The organism is Arthrobacter sp. Sr24 (genome assembly GCF_054511175.1).
In genome coordinates, this window is record NZ_JBTNDB010000009.1 from 14,270 (window position 1) to 40,136 (window position 25,867).

22 protein-coding genes and 1 pseudogene are annotated in these 25,867 nt (G+C 60.3%); 16 read left to right on the forward strand and 7 right to left on the reverse strand.

Translation table 11 applies throughout. From position 1 onward, the window contains the following. Positions 1–15: 15 nt before the first annotated feature. From ACX80D_RS08075 to ACX80D_RS08115, 9 genes and pseudogenes are all read left to right on the forward strand, one after another. Positions 16–2,263, forward strand: a pseudogene (locus ACX80D_RS08075) (gluconokinase, GntK/IdnK-type). A 120-nt stretch (positions 2,264–2,383) separates the two neighbouring features. Further along, positions 2,384–2,938 (forward strand): gluconokinase, encoded by a 555-nt coding sequence (locus ACX80D_RS08080; RefSeq protein WP_459322135.1) that lies wholly within the window; start codon positions 2,384–2,386, stop codon positions 2,936–2,938. Position 2,939: 1 nt separating this feature from the next. Next, positions 2,940–3,458 carry a redox-sensitive transcriptional activator SoxR gene (gene soxR, locus ACX80D_RS08085; protein ID WP_459322136.1) on the forward strand — a complete coding sequence of 173 codons (519 nt, stop codon included), beginning with the start codon at positions 2,940–2,942 and terminating at the stop codon, positions 3,456–3,458. A 120-nt stretch (positions 3,459–3,578) separates the two neighbouring features. Further along, the gene (locus ACX80D_RS08090; protein ID WP_459322137.1) at positions 3,579–4,211 is read left to right on the forward strand and encodes a flavin reductase family protein; all 633 of its coding nucleotides are present in this window, start codon (positions 3,579–3,581) and stop codon (positions 4,209–4,211) included. A 369-nt stretch (positions 4,212–4,580) separates the two neighbouring features. After that, positions 4,581–5,963: a hemolysin family protein gene (locus tag ACX80D_RS08095; RefSeq protein ID WP_459322250.1), complete on the forward strand. Its 1,383-nt coding sequence runs from the start codon at positions 4,581–4,583 to the stop codon at positions 5,961–5,963. Next, positions 5,960–7,018 (forward strand): hemolysin family protein, encoded by a 1,059-nt coding sequence (locus tag ACX80D_RS08100; RefSeq protein WP_459322138.1) that lies wholly within the window; start codon positions 5,960–5,962, stop codon positions 7,016–7,018. Before ACX80D_RS08095 ends, ACX80D_RS08100 begins: the two co-directional genes overlap by 4 nt. A gap of 75 nt (positions 7,019–7,093) precedes the next feature. Next, positions 7,094–8,020 carry a metal ABC transporter solute-binding protein, Zn/Mn family gene (locus ACX80D_RS08105; RefSeq protein WP_459322139.1) on the forward strand — a complete coding sequence of 309 codons (927 nt, stop codon included), beginning with the start codon at positions 7,094–7,096 and terminating at the stop codon, positions 8,018–8,020. Beyond that, complete coding sequence (locus tag ACX80D_RS08110) at positions 8,017–8,877, forward strand: metal ABC transporter ATP-binding protein (protein WP_459322140.1); 861 nt, start codon at positions 8,017–8,019, stop codon at positions 8,875–8,877. The genes ACX80D_RS08105 and ACX80D_RS08110 overlap by 4 nt, the downstream gene beginning before the upstream one ends. Beyond that, a complete protein-coding gene (locus ACX80D_RS08115) occupies positions 8,874–9,749 on the forward strand; it encodes a metal ABC transporter permease (RefSeq protein ID WP_459322141.1) in 876 nt (291 codons plus the stop codon). The genes ACX80D_RS08110 and ACX80D_RS08115 overlap by 4 nt, the downstream gene beginning before the upstream one ends. 67 nt (positions 9,750–9,816) lie before the next feature. Here the strand turns inward: ACX80D_RS08115 and ACX80D_RS08120 are convergent, their stop codons facing one another. Beyond that, the gene (locus ACX80D_RS08120) at positions 9,817–10,320 is read right to left on the reverse strand and encodes a MarR family winged helix-turn-helix transcriptional regulator (RefSeq protein ID WP_459322142.1); all 504 of its coding nucleotides are present in this window, start codon (positions 10,318–10,320) and stop codon (positions 9,817–9,819) included. A gap of 91 nt (positions 10,321–10,411) precedes the next feature. Between ACX80D_RS08120 and ACX80D_RS08125 the strand changes: the two genes are divergently transcribed. Further along, positions 10,412–11,617, forward strand: coding sequence for an ABC-2 transporter permease (locus tag ACX80D_RS08125; RefSeq protein WP_459322143.1), 1,206 nt, complete (start codon positions 10,412–10,414; stop codon positions 11,615–11,617). Between the two features lie 41 nt (positions 11,618–11,658). Here the strand turns inward: ACX80D_RS08125 and ACX80D_RS08130 are convergent, their stop codons facing one another. Beyond that, positions 11,659–12,066 carry a Fur family transcriptional regulator gene (locus ACX80D_RS08130; RefSeq protein ID WP_459322144.1) on the reverse strand — a complete coding sequence of 136 codons (408 nt, stop codon included), beginning with the start codon at positions 12,064–12,066 and terminating at the stop codon, positions 11,659–11,661. Between the two features lie 117 nt (positions 12,067–12,183). Here ACX80D_RS08130 and ACX80D_RS08135 point away from each other — a divergent pair, with 117 nt between their 5' ends. After that, entirely contained in the window at positions 12,184–12,840 is a 657-nt protein-coding gene (locus tag ACX80D_RS08135; protein ID WP_459322145.1) for an MBL fold metallo-hydrolase, read from the forward strand. Here ACX80D_RS08135 and ACX80D_RS08140 read toward each other — a convergent pair whose 3' ends face one another. Then, positions 12,841–13,920, reverse strand: a complete 1,080-nt coding sequence (locus tag ACX80D_RS08140) for a PLP-dependent cysteine synthase family protein (protein ID WP_459322146.1) — start codon at positions 13,918–13,920, stop codon at positions 12,841–12,843. It lies immediately after the preceding gene. A 63-nt stretch (positions 13,921–13,983) separates the two neighbouring features. Between ACX80D_RS08140 and ACX80D_RS08145 the strand changes: the two genes are divergently transcribed. Genes ACX80D_RS08145 through ACX80D_RS08155 form a run of 3 tightly spaced genes read left to right on the forward strand, consistent with a single transcriptional unit; the run spans position 13,984 to position 16,387 of the window. Further along, positions 13,984–14,883 carry a sulfurtransferase gene (locus ACX80D_RS08145; protein ID WP_459322147.1) on the forward strand — a complete coding sequence of 300 codons (900 nt, stop codon included), beginning with the start codon at positions 13,984–13,986 and terminating at the stop codon, positions 14,881–14,883. Next, positions 14,880–15,929: an NAD(P)-dependent alcohol dehydrogenase gene (locus ACX80D_RS08150; RefSeq protein ID WP_459322148.1), complete on the forward strand. Its 1,050-nt coding sequence runs from the start codon at positions 14,880–14,882 to the stop codon at positions 15,927–15,929. Before ACX80D_RS08145 ends, ACX80D_RS08150 begins: the two co-directional genes overlap by 4 nt. 29 nt (positions 15,930–15,958) lie before the next feature. Continuing rightward, positions 15,959–16,387, forward strand: coding sequence for an HIT family protein (locus ACX80D_RS08155; protein ID WP_459322149.1), 429 nt, complete (start codon positions 15,959–15,961; stop codon positions 16,385–16,387). 93 nt (positions 16,388–16,480) lie between these two features. Here the strand turns inward: ACX80D_RS08155 and ACX80D_RS08160 are convergent, their stop codons facing one another. Then, entirely contained in the window at positions 16,481–17,035 is a 555-nt protein-coding gene (locus tag ACX80D_RS08160; RefSeq protein ID WP_459322150.1) for a TetR family transcriptional regulator, read from the reverse strand. Between the two features lie 120 nt (positions 17,036–17,155). On the opposite strand from ACX80D_RS08160, the gene ACX80D_RS08165 reads away from it, so the two are divergent. Continuing rightward, on the forward strand, positions 17,156–18,226 hold the full coding sequence (locus ACX80D_RS08165) for an SDR family NAD(P)-dependent oxidoreductase (RefSeq protein WP_459322151.1): 1,071 nt from the start codon (positions 17,156–17,158) through the stop codon (positions 18,224–18,226). Between the two features lie 181 nt (positions 18,227–18,407). Continuing rightward, complete coding sequence (locus tag ACX80D_RS08170) at positions 18,408–20,174, forward strand: BCCT family transporter (RefSeq protein WP_459322152.1); 1,767 nt, start codon at positions 18,408–18,410, stop codon at positions 20,172–20,174. A gap of 83 nt (positions 20,175–20,257) precedes the next feature. Here the strand turns inward: ACX80D_RS08170 and hrpA are convergent, their stop codons facing one another. The 3 genes from hrpA to ACX80D_RS08185 form a co-directional block, all read right to left on the reverse strand. Beyond that, the gene (gene hrpA / locus ACX80D_RS08175) at positions 20,258–24,277 is read right to left on the reverse strand and encodes an ATP-dependent RNA helicase HrpA (RefSeq protein ID WP_459322153.1); all 4,020 of its coding nucleotides are present in this window, start codon (positions 24,275–24,277) and stop codon (positions 20,258–20,260) included. A 47-nt stretch (positions 24,278–24,324) separates the two neighbouring features. Next, positions 24,325–25,182, reverse strand: coding sequence for a hypothetical protein (locus ACX80D_RS08180; RefSeq protein WP_459322154.1), 858 nt, complete (start codon positions 25,180–25,182; stop codon positions 24,325–24,327). Between the two features lie 132 nt (positions 25,183–25,314). Beyond that, a complete protein-coding gene (locus ACX80D_RS08185; RefSeq protein ID WP_459322155.1) occupies positions 25,315–25,806 on the reverse strand; it encodes a MarR family winged helix-turn-helix transcriptional regulator in 492 nt (163 codons plus the stop codon). Positions 25,807–25,867 lie beyond the last annotated feature (61 nt).

Below are 25,867 nucleotides of genomic sequence, written 5' to 3' on the forward strand. Positions count from 1 at the left end.
CGGCACATCGTGGTGATGGGAGTCTCCGGCAGCGGAAAGACGACAATCGGTGCCCTCGTGGCACACGAACTCGGCTTGCCCTTCGTGGACGGAGACTCCCTTCACCCGGTGGCTAACATCGCCAAGATGGCAGCCGGCACGCCCTTGAACGACGACGACCGGGCACCTTGGCTGGAGATCGTCGGCAAGGAACTGGCCAGCTCAGCAAACGGCCTGGTGGTGGCGTGTTCAGCTCTGAAACGAAGCTACCGCGACGCCATCCGGCTCCAAGCCCCCGGTGCAGTGTTCCTGCATTTGGACGGCACCCGCGAAGTACTCGGGGCCCGTCTGGAAGGACGGTCTGGACACTTCATGCCAACCACCTTGCTGGATTCGCAGCTCGCTACGCTGGAACCGCTCGCCGAGGATGAGTCGGCTGTGGTGATGGATATTTCGGCGCCGGTTCCCGAATTGGTTAGTGACGCCGTCGTACGTCTGAAATAGACACCCTGAAGTGCAGCACAAAAGAGGAGAAGCAATGACGTACGCAGTGGATTTGCGCAGCGCCCCGTTCAATCTGGACGACGGCGCCGTGGAGTGGGTGGAGTCAACCATTGGGTCGATGACGCTGGAAGAGAAGATCGGCCAGCTGTTCATCAACCACAACAACAGCTACGCCCCGGAGTACCTCGACGAGGTGCTGGAATCCTTCCACGTGGGCGGAATGCGCTACCGGCCGGGGCCCTCGGGCGCGGTGCAGGAGCATATTCGTCACGCACAGTCGAAGAGCAAAATTCCGCTGCTGATTGCTTCCAATCCGGAAATGGGCGGTGCGGGCAGCTGTGATGACGGCACGTTCGTCTCCACGCACCTGCAGGCCGGCTCGCATCCGGATAAGTCCATCGCCCGCCAGATGGGTCAGATTGCCGGTGTTGAGACCGCGGCACTGGGCTGTAACTGGGCGTTCGCACCCATTGTGGACATCCACTACAACTGGCGCAACACCGTCATCTCCACCCGCTCCTTCGGCAACACGCCGGAGGTTGTGGTGGAGCGGGCCAAGGAGTACTTCGACGGCATCAGTGAATCTCCCACTGCGTGCGCCATGAAGCACTTCCCGGGCGACGGTATTGATGAGCGCGATCAACACGTGGTCACCTCTTACAACACGCTCGATTATGAGAAGTGGAATCAGACGTACGGTCACGTGTACCGGGAAATGATCGGCCATGGCGTGCAGTCGATCATGGCTGGCCATATCGGCGCCCCGGCGCTGTCCCGCCGTTTCCGCCCCGAGCTCTCCGATTCCGAACTCCTCCCGGCAACGCTGGCCCCTGAACTGCTCGGGGATCTGCTGCGCGGGGAGCTCGGCTTCAACGGGCTCATCTTGACGGACGCATCGCAGATGGTGGGCATGACCCAGGCCATGCCGCGCCGCGAATTGGTACCTGCTGCCATCGCGGCCGGCTGCGACATGTTCTTGTTCTTCCGCAACCCGGCCGAAGACTTTGGCTTCATGCTGGAGGGGTACCGCAACGGCGTCATCAGCGATGAGCGCCTCACGGATGCACTGCGCCGCATTCTGGCGTTGAAGGCTTCGCTAGGGCTGCATGTGAAGGAGCGTTCTGCGCTGGTTCCTGCTGCTACGGCGCTGGCCGTCATTGGTTCCGAGGGACACCGTGCCGTTGCCGCTGATGTGGCTGAGAAGACTGTCACGCTGATCAAGGACACGGCGAGCAACTTGCCGATCACTCCGGCTACGCACAAGAAGATCCGTCTGTACGGTATCTCCGGCGGTTCCGATTTCACCATGGCAGACCCGTTGGGGTACCTGGACACGGTGGCCGAGGAATTAGAAAGCGCTGGCTTTGAAGTGCACATCTTCAAGACCGCCGATCAGCGCAAGGCTGCGGGGGAGGAGGGCGTGAACTTCATGTCCGTCATCTCCGATGAAGCCACGGCCGACTACGCCGATAAGTACGACGCTGCCCTGGTGGTTGCCAACGTGAAGGGCTTTGCTCAAGAAGCAGCCATTCGCGTCAAATGGTCCTCACCGATGGCCGCGGAAATCCCGTGGTACGTCACCGAGGTGCCCACCGTGTTTGTCTCGCTGAACCAGCCCAACCACCTCATCGACGTGCCGATGGTCAAAACCGCCATCCACGCCCATGCGGACTCCCGCGAAGCAATCCGGGCTACCGTGGCGAAGATCCAGGGACTCTCCGAATTCCAGGGCACGTTCAACGAGAACGTCTTCTGCAATTCCTTCGACACCCGGCTCTAAGGGCTGCTTCTTCTGTTTCTAGCTGGCGGCTCTGCCCATGTGACCACAGGGAGCCGAGTTTTCTCCCCGCCGGTCCATCCGGTGGGGAGAAAACTATCCGTGTTTGATATACAAGTAAGTATGGACATCCCCTTGAACTCGAGCCTTGAATCCACCGCCCCAACACCGGGCATCATCCGTGTTGTGGTCATGGGTGTTTCGGGTGCTGGCAAAAGTACCATCGGCACGCTCGTTGCTGATGCCTTGGATTTTCCGTTTGTCGACGCAGATTCCTTGCACCCGCTGAGCAATATCCGCAAAATGGCTTCCGGGACGCCCCTGAATGACGAGGACCGTTGGCCGTGGCTGGACCTGGTGGGCCATGAGTTGGCAACCACCTCCGGTAGGGGAGTGGTGGTGGCCTGCTCGGCCTTGAAGCGGCGCTACCGAGACGCCATCCGGGCCAAGGCCCCTGACACGATTTTCCTGCACTTGGATGGTTCTTTGGAGGTACTCAGCGCTAGGCTGGAGGGCCGTTCCGGGCACTTCATGCCGGTGAATCTGTTGGCCTCCCAGCTGGAAGCCTTGGAGCCCATGGAAGCCGACGAGTCCGCCGTCGTGGTTAATGTGGCTAGTAATATGAGCGAGATTCTTGAGCAGTCCGTGGCGGGGATTCGCGCCATCGCGGCTGGCTAGCATGCACGACGCCGGAGCTGGGCCCCGCGCGCACGAGGCGTTGAGCGTGGGTCAGCTCGCCCAACGTGGCGGGGTCAGCGTCTCGGCTCTGCACTTTTATGAGCGGCAGGGCCTGATTTTTAGTACCCGGACTTCCGGGAATCAGCGACGCTTTTCACGTTCGGTTCTGCGGCGGGTGGCTGTCATCCGGGCAGCCCAGCGCGCCGGTATCCCGTTGTCGCTCGTGGCGAGCGTCTTCGCGGAGTTACCTGATCACGGGGTCCCCACCCAAGCTGATTGGCAGCGACTGTCCGAACATTGGCAGCGAGAACTCGATACGCGTATCTCCGCCCTGCAAAAACTGCGCGGCAGTTTAGGTGGCTGCATTGGCTGCGGCTGTCTTTCTCTGGCCGAATGCGGCTTTGTGAATCCGGACGATGAAGTGGCCGGTCTGGGCCCAGGCGCCCGCGCTTTCGATGGCCTTGACGGTAGTGGTGACAGTGCTGATCACGGCCCTGGTACTGGTCCGGACTGGGTGTAGCGCGCTCCCGGGTGAGCGAGCTCATAGCTAGCTCGTTTGACCTCAACTAAGGTTGAGGTTCTAGAGTCACTTGAGTATCTAAGCCCGATGAGGCTGGACGTGGTGAGAGGATTTTTGGACATGACCGTGCAAGCCGAGACTGTGGAAACCCAACGAATCGTGGCTGACGTTCCGGTCGCTGGACTGATGGAATCGTCACTGACCGACAGTTTCAAGGTAGCTTTCGGTGGCCACCCGGCAGGGGTTTCGATCATTACTGCAGACTCGGCCACAGGCCCAGTGGGTATTACGGCGTCGTCGGTAGCTTCGGTATCGGCCGATCCGCCTCTGCTGGCATTCTCCCTAGCTGCATCGAATGGTTCGGCAGCAGCGCTCGCTCTGGCTGATTCAGTAGTGGTTCACCTGCTGACAACAGATGATCTGGAATTGGCTAAAACCTTTGCCAATTCAAAGTCCGAACGTTTTTCATCCACCATGCTCTGGGCTCGGCTCGAGACAGGGGAGCCGCTGCTGGTCCACGGCGGTTATGCACTGCGGTGCAAGATTCTGAGCCGCACCCCAGCCGGTGGCTCGTTGTTATTGGCCGCCCAGGTGCTGGAGATCATGCCACCGGATAGAAGCGGTAGCAGCGACAAAAGTGCTCAAAGAAATCCGGCTCAGGCCAATTCCTCGCGGATGAACGCCGGGGCGCCGATGGTCTATCACGGCCGCAACTTCCACGCTATAGGCGAACACAGCGTGATGCCGCACTAGCTGCTCACTCGATATTCGCCAAGTATTCGCCAGTACTCACCAGTATTTGCCAAGTACTGGCAAGTTATGTGGGTCAAAATAACTACGTTTGTTCATCTTCACATACCTCCGGTCATCCAAGGGCCTTGGGCCCGCTGGGGTAGACTGGCCATCCAATGGAAAGTAAATCTAGGGGCCGGCGCAACGGTCTGCAGAGCACTTCAAGTGCAAGCTGTAATCACGTTGCTCATGCCGGCAAAACCCGCACACAAGACCCAAGTTCTCCCATCCCCGCAGGGGCCGGCCCCGTCGCCGACCACCCTCCGCCGGTGCCCAACCCCTACGCGCACGCAGCATCGCAGCGTGCAGTGACATGGGGGGCGCAGTAAAATCGAATGGTTATTACTGGCAGCAGGTCTGCTGCTCATCCTTGGCACAGGATTCTTTGTCGCCGTTGAATTTTCCCTCGTTGCGCTGGATCAGTCCACCGTGCAGCGGGCAGTGGCTAGTGGTGACAAGGCCGCCGAGCCGCTGCTGCGGTGCTTGAAGTCACTGTCCACACAGCTCTCCAGTTGCCAACTCGGCATCACCTTGACCACCTTGCTGACCGGCTTCTTGATGGAGCCGTCCCTGGGTGTGCTGCTCACAGGTCCTTTGGATACCGTGGGTGTACCGGAACCAGTCATCCCCGCCGTCTCATTGACGGTGGCCATGTTGGTCGCGACCCTGCTGTCGATGCTGATCGGTGAACTGGTCCCGAAAAATATGGCCATCGCCAAGTCCTTTGAAATTGGCAAGATTGTGGCCCGCCCGCAGCTCGTCTTCACGGCCGTGTTCAAGCCAGCCATTATCGTCCTGAACGGTTTCTCCAACAAGGTTCTGAACTTGTTTGGGATGGAAGCCAAAGAAGAGATTTCCGGCGCCCGTTCGCCGTCTGAACTTGCTTCCTTGGTGCGTCGATCAGCTGCCATGGGCACCTTGGATGAGTCAACCGCCAATTTTGTTGCCCGCACCCTGAGTTTCTCCGGGCGTACGGCCGCCGACGTGATGACCCCGCGCATGCAGGTTGAGACCATCGAGAGCACTCAATCCGTGGCCGAGATCATCGATACCGCCCGCCGCACCGGTTTCTCCAGATTTCCGGTCATTGAGGAATCGCCAGACAACATTGTGGGCGTAGTTCACCTGAAAAAAGCTGTTGCTGTGCCTTTCCACAAGCGCAAAGACCTTGAAGTGGGTGCCATTATGACCGAGGTTTTGCGGGTGCCCGAAACCGTTCACCTCGATGCCCTCATCCTGGAGCTTCGCGAAGGCAATCTACAGATGGCCGTGGTGCAGGACGAATACGGTGGCACTGCCGGGGTGACAACACTGGAAGATTTGGTAGAAGAAATTGTTGGCGAAGTCTCCGACGAACATGACCGCGTTAAACCCGGCATCCTGCTTGGCGCCGACGGCACATGGTTCTTCCCGGGCCTCATGCGTCCAGACGAAGTCTCAGAACGCATTGGCCCGCTCAATGTCCCTGACGAGGCCGGCTACGAAACTGTGGGTGGCTTCATGATGGCCGAACTGGGCCGTATTGCTGTCACCGGTGACAGCGTTCGCGTTGAAGGTGGGCAGTTGGTGGTTGACCGGACAGAACGACGCCGGATTGACCGGATCCGCTTTATCCCGGCACCTTCCACAGAAAGTGCTGAGGGTGACGCCCCTGCCGCCAAAAAGGACAAGGGAAACTCTTCCGAATCCATTGAAGGCGGTGATTCCCGATGAGCCCCTGGGCCGGACTCGCCTGGTTGGTGGTGCTGTTACTGGGTAACGCGTTCTTTGTTGCCGCTGAGTTTGCTGTCATGACGGCACGACGCAGCCAGATCGAGCCTCTCGCTGACGCCGGTTCCAAGCGTGCCAAGATCACCTTGGGCGCTATGGAAAATGTGTCGCTTATGCTGGCCTGTTCGCAGCTGGGTATTACTGTGTGTTCGCTGCTGATTCTGAACGTCGCCGAACCTGCCATTCACCATCTCATCGCCGAACCACTCCATGCCGTAGGTGTCCAGGACAACGTGGCCTCACCTGTGGCCTTCGTTATCACCTTGGCGCTGGTGACTTTCTTGCACGTCACCTTCGGTGAGATGGTCCCCAAGAATATGAGCGTTTCCGCAGCGGACAAGGCGGCGCTGCTGCTGGCTCCTCCGCTGGTGCTCGTGGCCAAGGTGGTCCGTCCCGTCATCGTGGCGTTGAACTGGACCGCCAACCACATTGTGCGCTTGTTCGGGATCACTCCCCAAGATGAGGTCTCCTCTAGCTATACGCTGGAGGAAGTCCAATCCATCGTGGAGGAATCCACCCGCAGCGGGCTGGTCGATGACCAGACCGGACTCATTACCGGCGCCTTGGAATTCTCCTCCCAAACGGCGCAGGGCATTATGGTGCCGTTGGCCGGACTGGTCACCTTGCCGGTAGAGGCCACGCCCGTGGACTTCGAGCGAAAGGTAGCAAAGACCGGGTTCTCCCGGTTCGTCTTTGTCGATGATGAAGGCGCACTGATCGGATATCTGCACTTGAAGGATGTGCTGCGGATTCCGCTGGAACGCTACCAGACCCCCATTGGTGAAGCACGGGTGCGTTCCATGGTGAATTTGCAAGCTACTCAGGAGATTGAGGACGTGCTGGCAACCATGCAACGCACCGGATCGCACGTGGCCCGGATTATCGATGCCAACGAACAAACCATGGGAGTGCTGTTCTTGGAAGATGTCATTGAGCAGTTGGTGGGCGAGATTCGCGATGCTACTCAAACACACATCCAGGAGCGCAAAAGGGCTTGATGCGAATGGTTCCTGATATGAGATATGCTGGTCTTATTGGTAACAATTCTCATTAGCATCTCTCGAAGGATTCGCATGTCTGTAAACCGTCGCTCACTTCTGTTCACGGGGGCTGCTCTGGCCGCCTCAATCACCCTCGCCGGATGCGGCGGAGGGACCCCGTCCGGGGTTGAAGCGAGTAGTAACGGAACCATTGAGGTGGTGGCCTCCACCAACGTTTACGGCGATATCGCCAAGAGCATTGGTGGAGACCACGTCAGTGTTCACACCATCATTTCCGATCCCAATGCTGACCCGCACGGCTACGAAGCAAATGCCCAAGACAAGCTGGCCGTCTCAAAAGCCCAGGTGGGTATTGAGAATGGTGGCGGCTATGACGATTTCTTCACTCAGCTCGCCAAAGGGCAGTTGGAGACCGAAAACATTGTCAACGTGAGCGAGCTGTCAGGCCTCGATACGGGTGCGGATTTCAATGAGCACGTGTGGTATTCGCTGCCCACCATGGTCAAGCTGGCCGATGACCTCGCTACTCGCTTCAGTGCCGAGTTGCCGGCCCAGTCTGCAGCATTTACCGATCAGGCTGCAGCGTTCAAAACCCAGATCTCGACGGTTGAAGCTCGCCTCGCAGCCTTGAAGAAGGACCATGACGGTGCCGGTGCTGCGGTCACTGAACCTGTTCCGCTCTACCTTCTCGATGAAGCTGGATTGGTCAACGAAACGCCTGAAAAGTTCACCTCGGCCATCGAGAATGGGGCTGATGTTCCGGCGTCGACTCTGACTGAGGTGCTGGCCGTGATGGCCTCCGGAAAGATTGCTGTGCTGGCCTACAATACCCAGACTGAAAGCCCCCAGACCGAGCAGGTCAAGGCTGCTGCCGAGAAGGCGGGGGTCCCTGTTGTGGACTTCGCGGAGACATTGCCAGCTGACATAAGCTACCTTGACTGGATGATTGGTAATGTAAGTGGCTTAGAGCAAGGGCTTACTACAACGGCTGGAAAATGAACGAATTAGCACCATCAGTCATCACGCTCAAACGAGCCACCCTCAAGTACGGCCCGCGAACTCTGTGGCAGGACCTCAATTTGGAGGTCCAAGCCGGTGAGTTCTTGGCCGTCCTAGGTGCCAACGGCAGCGGCAAAACCAGCTTTCTAAAAATCCTTTTGGGCCTGGCTCCGCTGAGCTCTGGACTGATCACGCTCGACGGCGCGCCCGCCAAACGCGGTAGTCGCAGCATTGGTTATGTTCCCCAGCAAAAAAGCTTTTCCCCGGACACTGCCCTGCGAGCCCGCGACCTCGTCGGGCTTGGAGTTGATGGGCATAAGTGGGGTTTTAGGCTGCGTGGCCGCGCCTACCACCGGCGCGTGGATGAATTGCTAGACATGGTCGGAGCCAGCAGTTACGCAAAGATTCCCGTGGGTATGCTCTCCGGCGGTGAGCAGCAGCGTTTGCGGATTGCCCAAGCGTTGGCGTCCAACCCAAAAGTCTTGCTCTGTGATGAGCCACTGCTCTCACTGGATATGCATCACCAAAAGGCTGTGAGCGAGCTCGTGGCCCAACAGGCAAAGGCTAATGGAACCGCCGTCGTCTTTGTCACGCATGAAATCAACCCCATCTTAGAACACGTGGACAGGGTGCTGTATCTCGCTGGGGGGCGTTTCACGCTGGGTGCTCCTGCGGACGTGATGCGCACAGAGGTACTCTCGGAGCTCTACCAAACCCGGGTTGAGGTGCTCAATGTCGATGGCAAGCTCGTGGTGGTAGGTCGGCCAGATTACGTGGTTGACGGCCATGCGGAAGACCAGCAGCACACGCACGCTGATCCGTCCACGGAGCGCACCTTTGAAGGGGGCCGTGCATGAACTGGGCAGACTTTTCGGAGGCGGTCTTTAACTTCAGCAATTATGCGGAACTGCTTCCACTCTTCCGCGACACACTGCTGGCTGGTGCCATTCTTGGCCTAGTAGGGGGCTTGGTGGGCACCTTCGTGATGATGCGCGATCTTGCTTTCGCCGTCCATGGCATCGCCGAGCTGTCCTTTGCCGGGGCGGCCTTTGCCTTGCTTATTGGGGTCGATGTCATACTTGGTTCGCTGGCGGGTTCTGTCGCTGCCGCACTTCTGCTCGGTGTCATGGGGGTGCGGGCCAGGGAGAAAAACTCGGTCATCGGCGTCATCATGCCCTTTGGCCTGGGCTTGGGCATTCTCTTTCTGTCTCTATACGACGGCCGTTCGGCCAATAAATTTGGTCTGCTCACCGGTCAGATTGTCTCCGTTGATTCCACGCAGCTCTCGGTTCTTGCCGGGACCGCTATGGTGGTGGTGGCTGGGCTGGCACTGATTTGGCGCCCGCTGACCTTCGCAAGTATTGATCCTGACATTGCCACCGCACGCGGAGTTCCCGTCAGGACGTTATCGCTGGCGTTTATGTTCTTGCTGGGCATAGCTGTGGCGCTCTCCATTCAAGTTGTCGGCGCGCTGCTGGTCCTTGCCCTGCTGATTACCCCGGCTGCCGCGGCCCTACAGGTCACGGTGGCTCCCCGGATGGTGGTGTTGCTGAGCGTAGCGTTCGCTATGATCTCCACCGTGGGCGGGATCATGCTGGCTTTGGGTGGCAGTATCCCCATCAGCCCTTATGTCACGACACTCTCATTTGTGATTTACCTGCTCTGCCGAGTAGCCGGATCATGGCGGCGACGCCGGGGCTGGTCTGCGCGCCCCGCCGTGGCGGCCTAATTGGTCTCGTTGTCCTAGCCGGACTTCTCTGCCCGGCTGGACTGCCTAGGCGGTCCAGCCGGCTGGCCTAGTCAGTCGGCTCAGCCGCGTTGTACCTGGCCAGGGCCGCGGCGAAGCTGGCAATCTCGCTATCGCTCCACTCAGACAAGCGGTCCTTGACTACGCCCTGGTGGACACGGGTTGAGGTGGCCAATTGGACCTCCCCGGACTCGGTTAACTCCAGTATGCGTCCGCGGCCCGATGTTGCTGGGGGGCTGGGTGCCGGATCGAGAGCGACGTCTTTTTCCGATTGGTGGCGTTGCATGTCCCCTTGTTCGTCCTGATACCGGACCAGCCCCAGTGAGATCAGCGAGTTGATCTGCCGGGAAACGGTTGACCTATTGAGTGAGAACGCGGCAGCTATATCGGTTGCCCGCGCGCCGTCGGTGGTAGCTATGAAGCGCAGCAGCGAATCCTCAACAAATGACAACGTTTTTTCAATGCTGCGCGAACGTGCATTGGAACGGCGCGAGACTTCGCGCAACTGGTCAAATACTGCTTCGATATCGCTTTCGCGCGCGGTGTGCTCCATAGACCTAGCCTAATACGTGGCCACACATGTGTTGCATAGAACAACTCCGCAATGTTGCACTATGCAACTTACGGCGTAGGCTTGTTCAATCATGACCTCTCACACCACATCACTTGAACCAATTGACCCCGAGCGCTCGGCAGACAGCGACGTGAATACAGGCGCGGACACGGGCGCCGGCAGGAACGCGGGTAGTTCCACCGAAGCAGCTGCCGAAACAGAGGCCACCACGGACGCAAGCAAGGGCCCGGCGCATGCTCGGCGTACGAACCGGCTTGAGCACGTTCCAGCGGAAGCATGGCGCAAACTGGGCCTCACCATGCTCATCCCTTTCTTCCTCGTCACCGTCATGGGTTTGGCCTATTTGGGTGCCTTCCATCAGCCTGAGCCCCACAATGTGCAGGTAGCGGTGGTGGGCAATACAGTCAGCATGCCGGCCTTTGCTCAGGCCCTCGAGGAGAAATCCGGAGACGCACTAGACGTGCGAACAGTTCCCGATGAGGCTGCGGCCCGAGCCCTGATCACGAAGCGCGAGATCACTGCTGCCTATGCCCCCAGCGCGACAGCAGCCACCTTGATGCTCTCCAGTGCAGCCTCGGAAACCACCGCCAACATCACTCAGAAGATCTTCATGCCGGTGGCCTTTGAACAGCACCTCCCGTTCCAAGTGGCTGACGTCGTTCCCGTGGGTAGTCATGACACCACCGGTCAGGGATTGTTCTTCATGCTCGTGGCGTTGAGTATTGGTGGCTACGCCAGTTCGGTTCCTTTGGCCGGTTTCATGGGCAGGATCCGGTTGCGGACTCGCTTTGTTCTTGCCGCACTTGCTGCCGCCGTGGTGGCCACGCTGGGGGTGGTTATTGCAGGGCCCATCTATGGAGTATTGCAGAGCAATCTCGGCGGCACATGGCTGCTGTCATGGGTTTACGTGCTAGCTATTGTGATGCTGGGGCTGGGTCTGCACCCCATCTTGCGGCACTGGACCACGGCCACGCTGACGCTGCTTTTTGTGGCGCTGAATTTCACCAGCTCGGGTGGGATTTTTGCCCCTGAAATGCAGCCGGGACTCTTTGGTGCACTGCACACCTTTTGGAATGGTGCAGCGTGGTATCAAGTGGCGCAGGGGCTTGAGTATTTCCCAGGACTTAGCATTGCGGTGCCCATTTTGAAGCTGGTGCTGTGGTTAGTTCCTGGCATTGCTTTGATGGTGCTCACCCACGTGTGGAGCATTCGAAAGACTCAGCTCGCCGACGAGAACACCAGCATCCGCGAGATTGAGGAAGCTGTCGCGGCATAGCCAAAGTAGTCAGCCCAGCAAGCCCAGTCAACCCAGCGAACTCAGGCGGCCGAGCACTCCGGGCACAGGCCATAAATTTCCACGGTGTGCTGGACCTCGGTGAAGCCGTTCTCGGCGGCGATGCGGGCCGCCCAGGATTCTACTGCGGGAGCTTCGATCTCGACGGTTTTGCCACAGTTTCGGCACAGCAGGTGATGGTGGTGACTGGTCGCATTACAGCGGCGGTACACGGCCTCGCCCTCGCCATTGCGGAGTGTGTCCAGCAGGCCCTCCTCAGCCATGGAGGCGAGAATCCGGTACGTGGTGGCCAGCGAGACCCGAGTTCCTGCCTCGTGCAGCAGGCGGTGGAGTTCCTGAGTGCTGACAAAGTCATCCAGCGTGTCCATGGCGGCGCTGATGGCAACACGCTGCTTGGTGACGCGCTGCTCCTTCATCGGTGCTTCCGACATGCCCACAACCCACTTTCTTCACGCTTCGATTCAATCAACCAGCCTAGCGCACCTACTCCTGAACGTCCCCTTGGGGCTGCCCTTGGCGGGGCTGAAATTCCGGCCTAGGCTAACATCATGTTGCTGAAAAAATTCACCCATGCCTGTGTCCGACTCGAGCAGGAAGGCCGTGTTCTGGTGCTCGACCCTGGCGTCTTCTCCGAATCTGCCGCCGCGTTGGAGGGCGCCCACGCCGTGTTGATCACGCATGAGCACGCCGATCACTACGACGGCGACGCCCTCACCAAGGCGTTGACTGCCAACCCGCAGCTGAGCATTTATGCTCCCGCCGGGGTGGCTCGGGATTTGCGGGTCCGGGCCCCGGAAGCTGCGGAACGGATTCTGGATGCCGCACCGGGAGATTCCTTCACAGTGGCCGGTTTTGGGGTGCAGTGCTTTGGCGGCCAGCACGCTCTCATTCACCCGTCGGTCCCCGTGGTGGCCAATGTGGGCTACCTGATTGACGACGACGTCTATCACCCGGGCGACTCCCTAATAGTCCCAGACGGGGTCAGTGTGGGCACCCTGTTGGTCCCGGTCCATGCGCCGTGGTCCAAGGTCTCTGAAGTGGTGGACTTTGTGGTTTCAGTACGGGCTCCCCGCGCCTTCCAAATCCACGACGGACTACTCAATGAACAAGGATTAGCGTTCACCGAATCCCACATTGCCCGCATCGGCGGGCTGCACGGGGTCCAGTTCCGGCACTTGCACACCGGGGCGTCTGTGGAGATTTAGTTAGCCGTTCCACACGCCACTGGCGAAGAAGTCCTCGATAGTGCGCAGATGCGCAGCCGGGTCGAGGTCTTTCTCTGCCAACCACGCAGGGTTGTTGTAGCTGCCCGCATAGCGCTCTCCGCCGTCGCACATCAACGTCACAATGCTGCCCTTTTCCCCGGCGGCCACCATCTGCGCCACCAATTGCCACACACCCCACAAATTAGTGCCGGTGGAAGGCCCGGCGTGCATGCCGGTCAGCTGCGCGAAGTGCACCATGGCCGCAACAGAGGCGGCATCGGGGATCTGGAACATGGCATCGATCACGCCGGGGACAAAGCTGGGCTCCACGCGGGGGCGGCCAATTCCCTCAATCCTTGAGGAACGGCGGGTGACCGTGCTCAGGTCACCGCTCTTCCACGCAGGGTAAAAAGCAGAGCCCTCCGGATCAACTACGGCCATCTGGGTGGAGTGGCCGTGGTAGCGGATGTAGCGGCCAATCGTGGCCGAGGTGCCGCCGGTTCCGGCGCCGACCACCACCCAAGCTGGCTCGGGATGGTGTTCGTGTGCGAGCTGGCTGAAGATGGATTCGGCAATATTGTTGTTGCCGCGCCAGTCGGTGGCCCGTTCGGCGTAGGTGAATTGGTCCATGTAGTGGCCGTTGTTCTGCGCCGCAATTTCTGTCGCAGCCAGATACACCTCATCGGCCTGCTCCACCAGATGGCAACGCCCGCCAAACTGTTCGATCAGGGCTATCTTTTCCGGGCTCGTGGAGCGCGTCATGACGGCCACAAAATCTAACCCAAGCAATTGTGCAAAGTAGGCTTCGGATACGGCCGTGCTTCCGGAGCTGGCCTCTACCACCGTGGTGCCGCGGTTGATCTGCCCGTTGACCAGCGCAAAGAGGAACAACGAACGGGCCAGCCGGTGCTTCAGACTCCCTGTGCGGTGGCATGATTCGTCTTTCACATACAGGTCCACACCCCAGGCCTCAGGCAGCTCAATCTTGTACAGGTGGGTGTCTGCAGAACGGTTATTCTCGGCCTGGACCTTGCCAATGGCAGTGCGCGTCCAAGACCAGTCAGCGGGTGAAGTGTTCATGCCTGTCAGCGTATCGCAGTAGATTTAGCAGCAGTTGCCCGTGAACTTCCCCCAAGGAGCACCATGAGTATTTTGATCACTGTCGCCGAGTTGCAGACGTCTCTAGCCTCCGCAACGCCGCCGGTCCTGCTGGATGTCCGCTGGGCGTTGGGGGACCCGCATGGCCGCAAGCATTATCAGGCCGGCCATATTCCGGGAGCCGTTTTTGTGGATCTGGAAACAGAGTTGGCCGGTCATGGGAAGCCTGAAGATGGCCGGCACCCGCTGCCCGCGGAGGAAGATTTTGCTGCTGCGGTGCGCCGTTGGGGCATTAACGCTGGGGACACTGTGGTGGTTTACGACGACGCCGGAGCTACTGCCGCCGCCCGTGCCTGGTGGCTGTTGGGTCATGCCGGGTTCAACGATGTTTACCTGCTCGACGGCGGATTGGCCGCTTGGCGTGCTGCTCACCTTCCCCTCGCAACAGGTGAAAAGATCACCTCGCCAGGTGACGGCGTCGTACATTTTGGGGCTAGGGCCACTATCGACGCGGATCAAGCCGCCGCGTGGTCCGGGATTCTGCTCGACGCACGTGCGGGGGAGCGGTTCCGGGGTGAGGTGGAGCCGGTGGATCCGCGGGCCGGGCATATCCCGGGGGCCGTGAGTGCGCCCACCAGCGAGAATCTGGCGGCGGATGCCACGTTCTTGCCGCCGGCCGCGCTGCGTACTCGGTTTGCTGGGCTTGGTGTTAAACCAGGGAGCGAGGTGGCCGTGTATTGCGGTTCCGGGGTGACCGCAGCGCATCAGATCGCTGCATTGGAAATTGCCGGTTTTTCGGCGGCGTTGTATCCGGGATCGTTCTCCGCGTGGGCAAATCAGCCGGAGCGGGAGGTGGCAACCGGGCCTGCAACCGGAGCAGCCCCGGCACTTTCTGCAAGCCCGGCTTCTGAGAGTGGGGGCAACGGGGCTAGGGTTGAAGGATGACCCAAGTAAAGGCTTATGCAGCTACTTCAGCAACATCCGGACTGACCCCTTCAACCATCGAACGCCGCGAACCCGGTCCGCACGACGTTGAAATTGCCATTGAATTCTGCGGTTTGTGCCACTCCGATGTGCACACCATCCGCTCCGAATGGGGACCGGCCAAGTACCCGCTGGTGCCCGGACACGAAATTGTGGGGACCGTCAGCCGGGTAGGGGACTCCGTCGAGGGCTTCACCGTGGGCGAGCGAGTCGGCGTGGGCTGCATGGTGGATTCCTGCCGCGAATGCGATTCCTGCCTTGAGGGCTTCGAGCAGTACTGCGAAGCAGGCAACCTCGGCACCTACAACGGCGTTGACCGCCGCAACGGCGACACCATCACCCAGGGCGGCTATGCGCAGGGCATTGTGGTGGATGAAAACTACGTGCTGCACATTCCCGAAGGCATGGACCCGGCAGCCACCGCCCCGCTGTTGTGCGCCGGCATCACCACTTACTCGCCGCTGCGCTACCTCGATGTCCAGGACGGCGATAAGGTGGGCGTGATTGGCCTCGGCGGGTTGGGCCACATGGCTGTCAAGATTGCCAAGGCTCTCGGAGCCACGGTCACCGTCTTCACCACCTCACCAGCCAAAACCAACGACGCTCTGAACCTCGGCGCCGACCACGTTGTCATCTCGTCCGATCCTGCATCCATGGCAGCGGCCAAGCAGTCTCTGAACGCCATCATCGATACCGTTGCCGCGGTCCACGATCTAAACCCGTACCTGCGTACCTTGGCCCGCGACGGCGCCCTGATCCAGTTGGGTCTGCCCTCTGAAAAGATGCCCCCCGTTGAGCCGGGTCTGTTAGTCCGCAACCGCCTGGCCTATGGTGGATCCTTGATTGGCGGAATTGCCGAGACTCAGGAAATGCTTGATTTCTGCGCCGAGCACGGGATTGTTTCCGACATTGAAATGGTCACCGCTGCAGATCTTGATGGTGCTTACGAGCGCATGGTGGCTGGCGACGTCAAGTACCGCTTCGTGCTGGACACCTCCACCCTGTAATTTCCCCACCCTTAGATAAGGAGCATCTCTTGAGCACCCTGTTTACCAAGATCATCGAGGGCCAGATTCCTGGACGCTTTGTCTACAAGGACGATGACTGTGTTTCCTTCCTGACCATTGGTCCCCTCACCGACGGGCACGTGTTGGTGGTCCCGCGCTTGGAAGTGGACAAGTGGACCGATGCCGCACCAGAGCTTCTCACGAAGTTAATGTCCGTGGCGCAGCTCATCGGGCAGGCCCAAGTTGCCGCCTTTGATGCACCGCGCGCAGGCGTGATTGTGGCCGGCTTCGAGGTGGAGCACCTGCACATCCACGTGTTCCCGGCCTATGGCCTGGAGAACTTCGACTTCGCCGCCGTTAACAACAGCCCGGATCCGGCAGTTATGGATGCCAGCGCCGAGAAGCTGCGGGTCGCTCTACGCGAGGCGGGTCACGGGGAGTTCGTGCCAGCTAGCTAGCCCTCTCCAGCCGCGGACGACGGCGGCCGGTGAGTGCCGCCGTCGTCCGCGGTTTTGCAGGGCCTATTGGTTTTGCAGGGTCTGCCGGTGCGGCTACCCCTCGCGTTGAGCGAACGCCGCCCGGAAAATGGCACGCGCCCGCGCGGCAGATTCCTCACGCTCATTCGCGGGCGTTCGGGACAGTAACGACGCCAGCATGCCAATAGCCAGCATGACGTCGGCCGGTTCCACCGTCTCGGCGATGCGCCCCTGCCTCTGGTCCCGGACGAGCAGCGCCGCGGCCACCGCTGTCATGCGCGTGGCCAAGTGCTCGGCGCGCTCATCGCGCTCGGAAAGAATCATGTCGATCAAGGCAGCGGAGGCAATGACCTGTTCAGCCACGCTGTCGAAGAGGTCCACGAGCGTTGCATCAGCGTGATCGGCCAACGCCTCAAGTGCCGTGATGTTGTCATCAAAAACCGTCACAGCCAAAGCTATCCGGTCGGGAAAATGCCGGTAGAGGCTGCCCTGTCCCACGTCAGCCCGCTTGGCCACCGTGCTCAAGGGGGCCATGAAGCCCAATTCGGCAAAGACCTCCCGGGCAGCTGCGATCAGCGCAGCCCGATTGGCTGGTCCGGCGCTTGGTCCTAGATTTACTTTTCGTGTCATTGGCACAGTGCTAGTCTATAACCGGACAGTGTTGTCCGGTATGTATCTATGTGGATATCGATCGGGCGGTCGCGGCCAGAGTCTAGGTAACACCAACTTTCCGAACGGAGATCGTTTTCCATGAGCAATAACCCCAATAACCTCAGTGGCGAATCAACTATCAACACCTGGTTGGCGGATCCGGCCGGTGGGCCTGTGCTGCGAGCCATGTTGGCAGCGGGCGGCCAGAGAGCCGATTCCCTGCGCCCCGTGGCCAAGATGGCGCTCAACCGGCTCGTGGCCGTGAGCCAGGGAGCGTTCACACAGGAGATGGTGGAGGGCTTAGTGCAACGCGTTGAATCCGGTGACATTCCGGCCGAAGCGCCAGCACCTGATTCTGCGGTTGCCTCCGCAGCTGCCTCCGCAACAGAGACTGGCACTGAGGTTCCGGTGTGGGTAGAGAAGGTCACCCAGGGCCGCTTCGCGGGTAAAACTATCATCGTCACGGGTGCCGGGTCCGGCATTGGCCGCGCCACAGCTTCCCGCGTGGCCCGTGAAGGTGGCCGAGTCATCGCCGTCGACATTTCTGTTGAGCGTCTGAGGGAGTTCGCAGCAGCCCTCCCGGAAGGCGACATTGTCACGGTCCCCGGGGATATCACCGACGACGCCGCCGTGGCAGCTATTGTTCAAGCAGCCGGTGAGCGGATCGACGGGCTCGCGAACGTCGCCGGGATCATGGACAATATGACTCCCGTTCACGAGGTGGCTGACGATGTCTGGAACCGTGTGTTCAACATCAATGTCAACGGCACCATGAAGCTCATGCGTGCCGTAGTTCCCACCATGCTCGCACAAGCCCAGGGTTCCATTGTGAACGTTGCCTCAGAGGCGGCCTTGCGCGGATCCGCCGCCGGCGCCGCATACACGGCGTCCAAGCACGCCGTCGCAGGTCTCACCAAGAGCAGCGCTTTCATGTACGGCCCCAGCGGCATTCGCGTCAACGCTGTTGCGCCCGGACCGGTCATCACGAATATTGAGGCCCGCTTCGATTCCGAACTAGGAGCCGCACGCGTTCGCCATGCCATGGCGATCCTGCCTGACGCCGTCGAGGCGGATGCGCTCGCAGCCTCCATCACGTTCCTACTCAGCGACGACGGGGTAAATGTCAACGGCGTCATCCTGCCCTCCGACGGCGGCTGGTCCGTAGCGTAGAGGGAGGAGCTTGTTTCTGACTCGATCCGTCAGGATCTGATAGCTGCCGGCCAGCGGCGGGCCAGCGGCGGGCCACGGGCGGGCCACGGGCGGGCCACGGTCCGTCCGTGGCTGCTGAAACGAATTGGGCATCACAGAGCTAAACCCCAGATGCCCGCGAAAATGCGCCTATGCTGGGAAAATGTCAGAGACAAAAGCTCCACCACGGGTCCATCGCTGGGTATTTTGGCCAGCAGCCTCAATCGTGATCGTTTTCGCGGCGTTTGCCATGATTGCCCCAGACGTTGCCGAGAGCGTGTTTTCGGAGATTCAGGCCACCATCGTTGGCTACTTCAACTGGTACTACGTGCTGCTAGCAACTGCCCTGGTGATCTTTTGCCTGTGGCTCGGCTTTGGAAAGTTCGGCGACATCAAGCTGGGCAAGGACGACGACGTGCCCGAATTCTCGCTGGGTTCGTGGTTTGCCCTGCTTTTTGCCGCTGGCATGGGCATCGGCTTGGTGTTTTACGGTGTCAGTGAACCTCTGAGTCACTTTGCCGCACCTAAACCCGGCACCACCGGTACTCCTGGTGAGCTCGCCCAACATGCCCTTTCGCAGACTTTCCTGCACTGGGGTGTGCACGCCTGGTCGATTTACGTGGTGATCGGGCTCGCCTTGGCCTACGCCATCCATCGACGCGGCCGGCCCGTATCCATCCGTTGGACCCTTGAACCCTTGCTGGGGCGACGAGTGAAGGGCGGGTTGGGTAACCTCATCGATGTCATTGCCCTCGTCGGAACCATTTTCGGCGTGGCAACCTCCCTGGGACTTGGTGTGCTGCAGATCAGCGCCGGACTGGAGAGTGCCGGGTTGATCAGTTCCTCGATGTTCATCGACCTGGTCATCATTGCCGTGATCACCTGCTTTGTGTTGCTTTCGGTCCTGTCAGGCGTGGGGAAAGGGATGAAGTGGCTTTCCAACACCAACCTCATCCTTGCGGGCATGTTTGTGCTTTTCCTGCTGGTGGTGGGCCCCTCGCAGTTCCTGCTGCGCAACTTTGTGCAGTCCACTGGTAATTACCTGCAGAATTTCCTCGGTATGTCCTTCAATGTCAGCGCCTTCTCAGGTGCCGAGGGTGAAATCTGGCAGTCGTCCTGGACCACCTTCTACTGGGGATGGTGGATCTCCTGGGCACCGTTTGTGGGCATTTTCATTGCCCGAATCTCCAAGGGGCGCACAGTCCGTCAATTCGTGGCCGGCGTCATCTTAGTGCCCACCATAGTCACGATGCTGTGGTTCAGCGTACTTGGCGGCACCGCACTGTACTCCGAGCTATCAGGCAAGGGCGGGCTCGTGGGCGAAGATGGGACTGTTGACGCCGCCGGTGCGCTGTTTGCGGCGTTGGCCCAGGTCCCAGCCGGTGGTGTTCTCACGATTGGTGCGATCATTATGATCGTCATTTTCTTCGTGACCTCCGCAGACTCTGGCGCACTGGTGATGGGGATGATCGCTAGCGGCGGAGACGTGGAACCAAAGAACTGGATCCGTATTTTCTTCACCTTGACCACCTCGGTCTTGGCCAGCGCACTGCTGTTGTCAGGAGGGCTGGAGGCCTTGAAAACTGCGGCCATCATCATTGCCTTGCCTTTCAGCTTTGTGCTGATCTTGATTTGCTGGTCCACCTACCGGGCGTTCTCCCGCGAGTCACGCGCCTACGATAAGGCCAAACGTTTGGCCTTCGTTGACCACATCGGGGAAATCTACGGTCTTGAAGTCGAAGGACCGAACCAGGATTCACCCTTGATGAACTTGCGTGCGCTCACCGCCCGGTTGCGCGGGCGTCTGCCGGCAGATAAGCGCCCTAAGACTGACCCATTCGGTCACCTTCACCAGGACGCAGCAACCACTGGCGAGCCGGAGATCAGCGCTCCAACGTCCGCCGCTGCCCCATCCGAACCAGAAGCGTAGCGCTGGAGGTATAGCGCTTCAGGTGGCGCTGGCGCTGGCTTTGGCACTGCCTCTGGGGGCGGCGCTGGCCTAAGGCGTGGAAACTACGCCATGGCCTTCGCCAGTGCCACCCGGATCCGCTTCTCTGAGACCGAATACGCCGTCCCCAACTCCACAGCGAACAGACTCACGCGCAGCTCCTCAATCATCCAGCGCACATGATCCAGCCCCGCCGTGGACCGTTGGCCGGGAAGCAGAGCAGCCACGGCGTCGTCGTACTCGTCTTCAAGACGCTGCACAGCGGCCATCGACTGCCCATCGCGCGCCACATTGCTGGGCAGCTTCTCCAAACGCTTCTCAATGGCACCCAGATACCGAGGCAACTGGCTGAGCTGGGCAAACCCCGTCTTGGCCACAAAGCCCGGGTAGACGAGCAGTTCCAGCTGTTGCTTGATGTCATTGAGCGCGCTGATGAGCGGCAGGCTTGTGGTGGCCCGCAACTGCTTGTGGATGCGCATATTGGATGCCAAGACCCGTTCGACGACGGCGGTCACCGAGAACACCGTGTCAATCAGTTCGGCGCGGACTACTTCATACAGCGCGTCGAAGTCCTTCCGGTTCCAGGGCAGCGCGGCCGGGGTCAGCTTGTCGATGGTGGCGAGCGTGCAGTCCGCGATCAACTCTGTGACGCTACCGTGCGGGTTCTGGCTAAAAGTGAGCTTTTCAGTGTTGCTCAGGTGGTCCAAAACGTACCGATCCGGCGAAGGTACCCGCAACGCCAGCAGCCGAATGACGCCGGCGCGCATGGCAGCTTCCTGCATGTCCTGACGCTGAAATACGCGGATCCCGGCGGTTGCGCCCTCATCCACTAACGCCGGATAACCGGTCACGGTGTGCCCGCCCACCAGGCGCTTGACCTCGCGGGGGAGCGTGCCCACATCCCACGTGGTGATTCCGGAACGCTCCGCAATACCGTCGGTCACGGCGCTTGTGCCGCCACTGATCTTCGACGCCGAACGTGCACCTGCCGCCGTTGTCGTACCGGAGGCCATTGCCGTACCTGCCGCCGGAGTGCCGTTGGCGGAAGGTGCCGTCAGCGGGGCCCGGCCTGCCTGCGTTGTCTTGGGCGTTGCGCCCAGCGATTCGGCGATGGCACGGCGGGTGGCTCCGGCCAGCTTGGACTGCAAATCAGAAAGGTTCTGGCCCTCTTCTAAGATCCGGCCATTCTTATCCACCACGGAGAACGTCATGCGCAAGTGACTTGGCACGGCGTCCCAATTCCAAGAACCTGGCGGAATAACGTGACCTTTGAGCCGGCGCAGCGCTAGTTCAAGGGAAGGCTCCAAGGCATCTATAGAAGGGTCGAAGTCCGCAGCCAGCGCTTGAGCAGCTTGCCGCCCCACGTCCGGTGCCGGAATGAAGTTCTTCCGGGTCGCCTTGGGGAGCGACTTAATGAGCGCCGTGACCATTTCGGCACGCAGGCCAGGAATCTGCCACCTAAAGGGTGCTTCAGAGAGCTGGTTCAGGAACAACAGCGGCACCTGCACCGTCACGCCGTCGGACGGGTTGGGAGCAGAGCCCGGCGCGGTGGGATGGAACTCATAGGAGAGCGGCAGCTCGAACTCGCCTTGCGTCCACAACTTCGGGAAGGCAGCCTCGTCCAGCTCGGGTTCCTCGGCCATGACCACTTGGGTATCAAAATCCAGCAACGCCGCGTTCTTGTGCCGGGCGTCCTTCCACCACTTGTCGAAGTGGCGCTCGGAGACAACATCCCCGCCCACGCGCTCGTCATAGAACTCGAACAAGGTCTCGTCATCCACGCGCAAATCGCGGCGGCGCATGCGGGTTTCCATCTCCTCAACCTCGGCCAGCAAGGCCTGGTTGCGGTGGAAGAACTTGTGGTTGGTGTGCCAATCGCCCTCCACGAGAGCATGGCGGATGAACATCTCCCGGCTTAGTTCCGGATCGATCTTTCCATAGTGAATGCGGCGATCCGGCACGATCGGCACCCCATACAGGGTGACCTTCTCGTGCGCCATAACGGAGCCCATTTTCTTGGACCAGTGCGGCTCACTGTAGGTGCGCTTCACCAGATCCGGGGCCACCTGTTCGGCCCACAACGGATCAAACTTTGCCGCGACGCGGGCCCAGAGCCGTGAAGTTTCCACCAGCTCGGCGGCCATGACCCAATCGGGCGACTTCTTGAACAAGGCCGAGCCCGGGAACACCATGAACTTGGTGCCACGCGCGCCAGCATATTCGCGCTTGCGCTGATCATAGAGGCCAATATGGCTCAGTAGGCCGGTCAGTAGAGACATGTGGATGGCGTCGTGGTTAGCCACCGGATCAATGTCATTGCCGGATACCTTGATATCCACCGACTTCGCCATTTGCTTAAGCTGAGTGAACAAATCCTGCCACTCACGCACTCGCAAATAGTTGATGAATTCGGCCTTGCACAGGCGCCGGAACGCACTCGAGGAAAGCTCTTTCTGCTTCTCCTTGATATAGCGCCACAGGTTCAAGAAGCCCGTGAAATCCGAGTACTCATCCTGGAAACGCTTGTGCTTTTCCGTGGCCAGCTGCTGCTTGTCCGTGGGGCGTTCACGCGGATCCTGAATGGTCAGCGCCGCGGCGAGGACCATCACCTCGGCAGCCACCCCCCGCTTGGCGGCTTCGACAATCATGCGGCCAAGACGCGGATCCACCGGTAGCTGTGACAGTTGACGCCCGACGCCGGTGATCCCACCCTGAGCGCTCACGGCACCGAGTTCGCGGAGCAAGGTCACGCCGTCGGTGATAGCCCTGGAATCTGGCGGCTGCACAAACGGGAACTTTTCTACGTCCTTTGGCCCCTTGGCTACACCCATGGCCGTCATCTGCAAAATGACGGCGGCCAAGTTGGTCCGCAGGATTTCCGGGTCGGTGAACTCGCTCCGGGCGTTGTAGTCCTCTTCGGAGTACAAACGGATGCAAATGCCGTCGGAGACTCGCCCGCATCGGCCCGAACGTTGGTTGGCCGAGGCCTGGGACACGCGTTCAATGGGCAGACGCTGGACCTTGGTCCGGTGCGAATACCGCGAGATACGGGCCGTGCCGGTGTCAATGACGTACTTAATGCCCGGCACGGTCAGCGAGGTTTCGGCGACGTTCGTGGCCAGCACAATGCGCTTCCGCGAACCCGGCGTAAAGACCGCATGCTGCTCGGCCAGCGACAACCGGGCAAAGAGCGGCAGGATCTGTGTGTCGCGTAGCCGCGGGTTGGATTTGACCCGGCCAGCCAGAGCATCGGCGGCGTCCCTGATCTCGCGCTCACCGGAGAAGAAGATCAGGATGTCTCCGGGCGCTTCCTTGGAAAGCTCATCTACGGCGTCGCACACGGCATCGAGCGGGTCACGGTCTTCCTCAGAGTTGCCGCCGTCTTCTCGGTTCCCGCCGTGTCGGTTCCGGTCCGAGCGCAACCCAAGTTCGTCGTCGTCCGCGTCCTCCGCGCCACTCTCCTCCCCGTTGGCCGGGCCACTCAGCGGGCGGTAACGGATGTCCACGGGGAAGGTGCGCCCGGAAACTTCGATGATGGGCGCCGGGCCCTCCGCCGAGGCGAAGTGGGTGGCGAAACGCTCGGGGTCGATCGTGGCCGAGGTGATGATGATCTTCAAATCCGGGCGTTTGGGCAGGATTTGGCGCAGATATCCGAGGATGAAGTCGATGTTCAGCGAGCGTTCGTGGGCCTCGTCAATGATGATGACAGAGTACTTGCGCAGCAGGCGGTCGCGCTGAATTTCCGCCAGCAAAATGCCGTCGGTCATGAGTTTGATCTTGGTTTGCGGGCCCACCTGGCCGGTGAAGCGGACCTGGAAGCCCACCTCTTCGCCGATTTCCACGCCCAGTTCGCTGGCAATGCGCTCAGCGACCGTGCGCGCGGCCAGACGGCGTGGCTGCGTGTGGCCGATCAGGCCCTTGTCGGCCAGACCCAGCTCCACACACATTTTGGGGATCTGGGTGGTCTTTCCGGAGCCCGTTTCGCCGGCGATGATGGTGACTTGGTTGGCGGCGATGGCAGCCATGATGTCCTCACGGCGCTCCGAGACGGGCAGCGCGGCGGGGTAGGTAATAGTCAAAGTCATGGTGCCACCCAGTTTATGCCGTTTTCACGGCGGGACTTATACGGCGCTTATGCGTGCACTGGTGCGGGGGGCACTTTGCGTGCCGCGGTGCGCACAGTGAGCGCCCCTTTGACCGCCAGAACCAGAAGTACGACGCCGGCCACCGCCAGTGCCGCTCCACCGGCACCGCACGCGATTACCCAAGCGAGGGAGATGGAATCGCTGACTGTTGTGGTGGCAACTGAGTTCATAGCCACCGACGTCACGATGGCGGCCATGCCGAAGAAACTCAGCACGGCGCCGCTGGAGAAGTTGAGTAGATTTTTGGCGGAAATTTCACGCCACCTCCGGTCAAGGCCAGCCATGCGGGGATCCGGGAGCGCGGCGGTGGTGTTCAATCTGTGCAGGGCAAGAAGTGCGGCACCGCTAAGGAGAACGGCCACGAGAAGGAGGGGCACGCCGTCGTACTTCTCCAAGGTTAGATTCGGCACCAGATTCGTGGCAACGACGAAGGCGATGAACGCGATAAAGGCCGCAAGGACAGCTGCCGGCACGATGATGGTGCGCTGGGGCAGGAGGCGTTCGCGCGTTGCGAGCTTGGCGGCGGGCAGGGCCGAGAATAGCAGGAGCCCACCGCTGGCTGAGAGCCCCGCGGTCACAGCGATCGGCAAGCCCTCCTGCCCGGAGAGGCCAATTGAAATCCGGAACAGGGCCGCAAACATGATGACTGCGAAGAGCAATGCGGCCACTGTGCGCCACTGGGCACGGCGCATGGCCTTATCTTGATCGGCGGTGGTGGCATGAATAGGGGCCTTGCCGGCTGCGAGAGCTAAGGGAGCCTTTTTCTTGGCAATCCACGCAGCGGTGGCCGTTACGCCCCAGGCAACCGCCGCAAGAATGGCCAGCGCGGCAATCAATTTGTTCATTGGGAAAGTCTGTCATGGATCGGTTCGTGCGCGTTTCCGCTGTTTACTGGTCCTGTTGTTCCGCTCCTGCTGTCGCTCACTTCTGGGGCATGGGGTGAGGGATGTCTAGGGCCGTCAAGCATGGGGAGGTTCTCAGTGATTAGCTGCGGCCACGGTGATGCGTTCGAGCAAGCTTGCCAGCTGTGCCTGTTCTGTTTTATTCAGCGCGCTGGTGATGGCATGTTCAGTGGCCAGGTGGTTCGGCAACGTTGCCTCGATCAGCTTTTTACCGGCGGGTGTCAACGAGACCAAGGTGCCGCGTCCGTCGTCGGGGTTGGCGCTGCGGCTGACTAAGCCACGGGTTTCTAGCTTGTTCAAACGCTGGGCAACTGCGCTGCTTGAAATCATGGCGTCGCGGGCTAGCGCTGCGGGGGTGAGGCTGTACGGCTCCCCGCTGCGCAGAAGTGTCGCCAAGGCATCGAAGGTCGAGGAGTCTATTCCGTGTTGGGCGAACGTTGCCGCAAGCCGGGTGTCAACGGCTGAGGCGGCCCGGCTTAGGCGCCCGATCACTGCCATAGGGGAGACATCTAAGTCGGGTTTTTCGGTACGCCATTGAGCAAGGATTCGGTCGAGGTGGTTTGCCATGGCGCCAGTCTAGCAATTTGCTAAGCACTTAGTTATATTAGCTAAGTGCTTAGTAAAAATT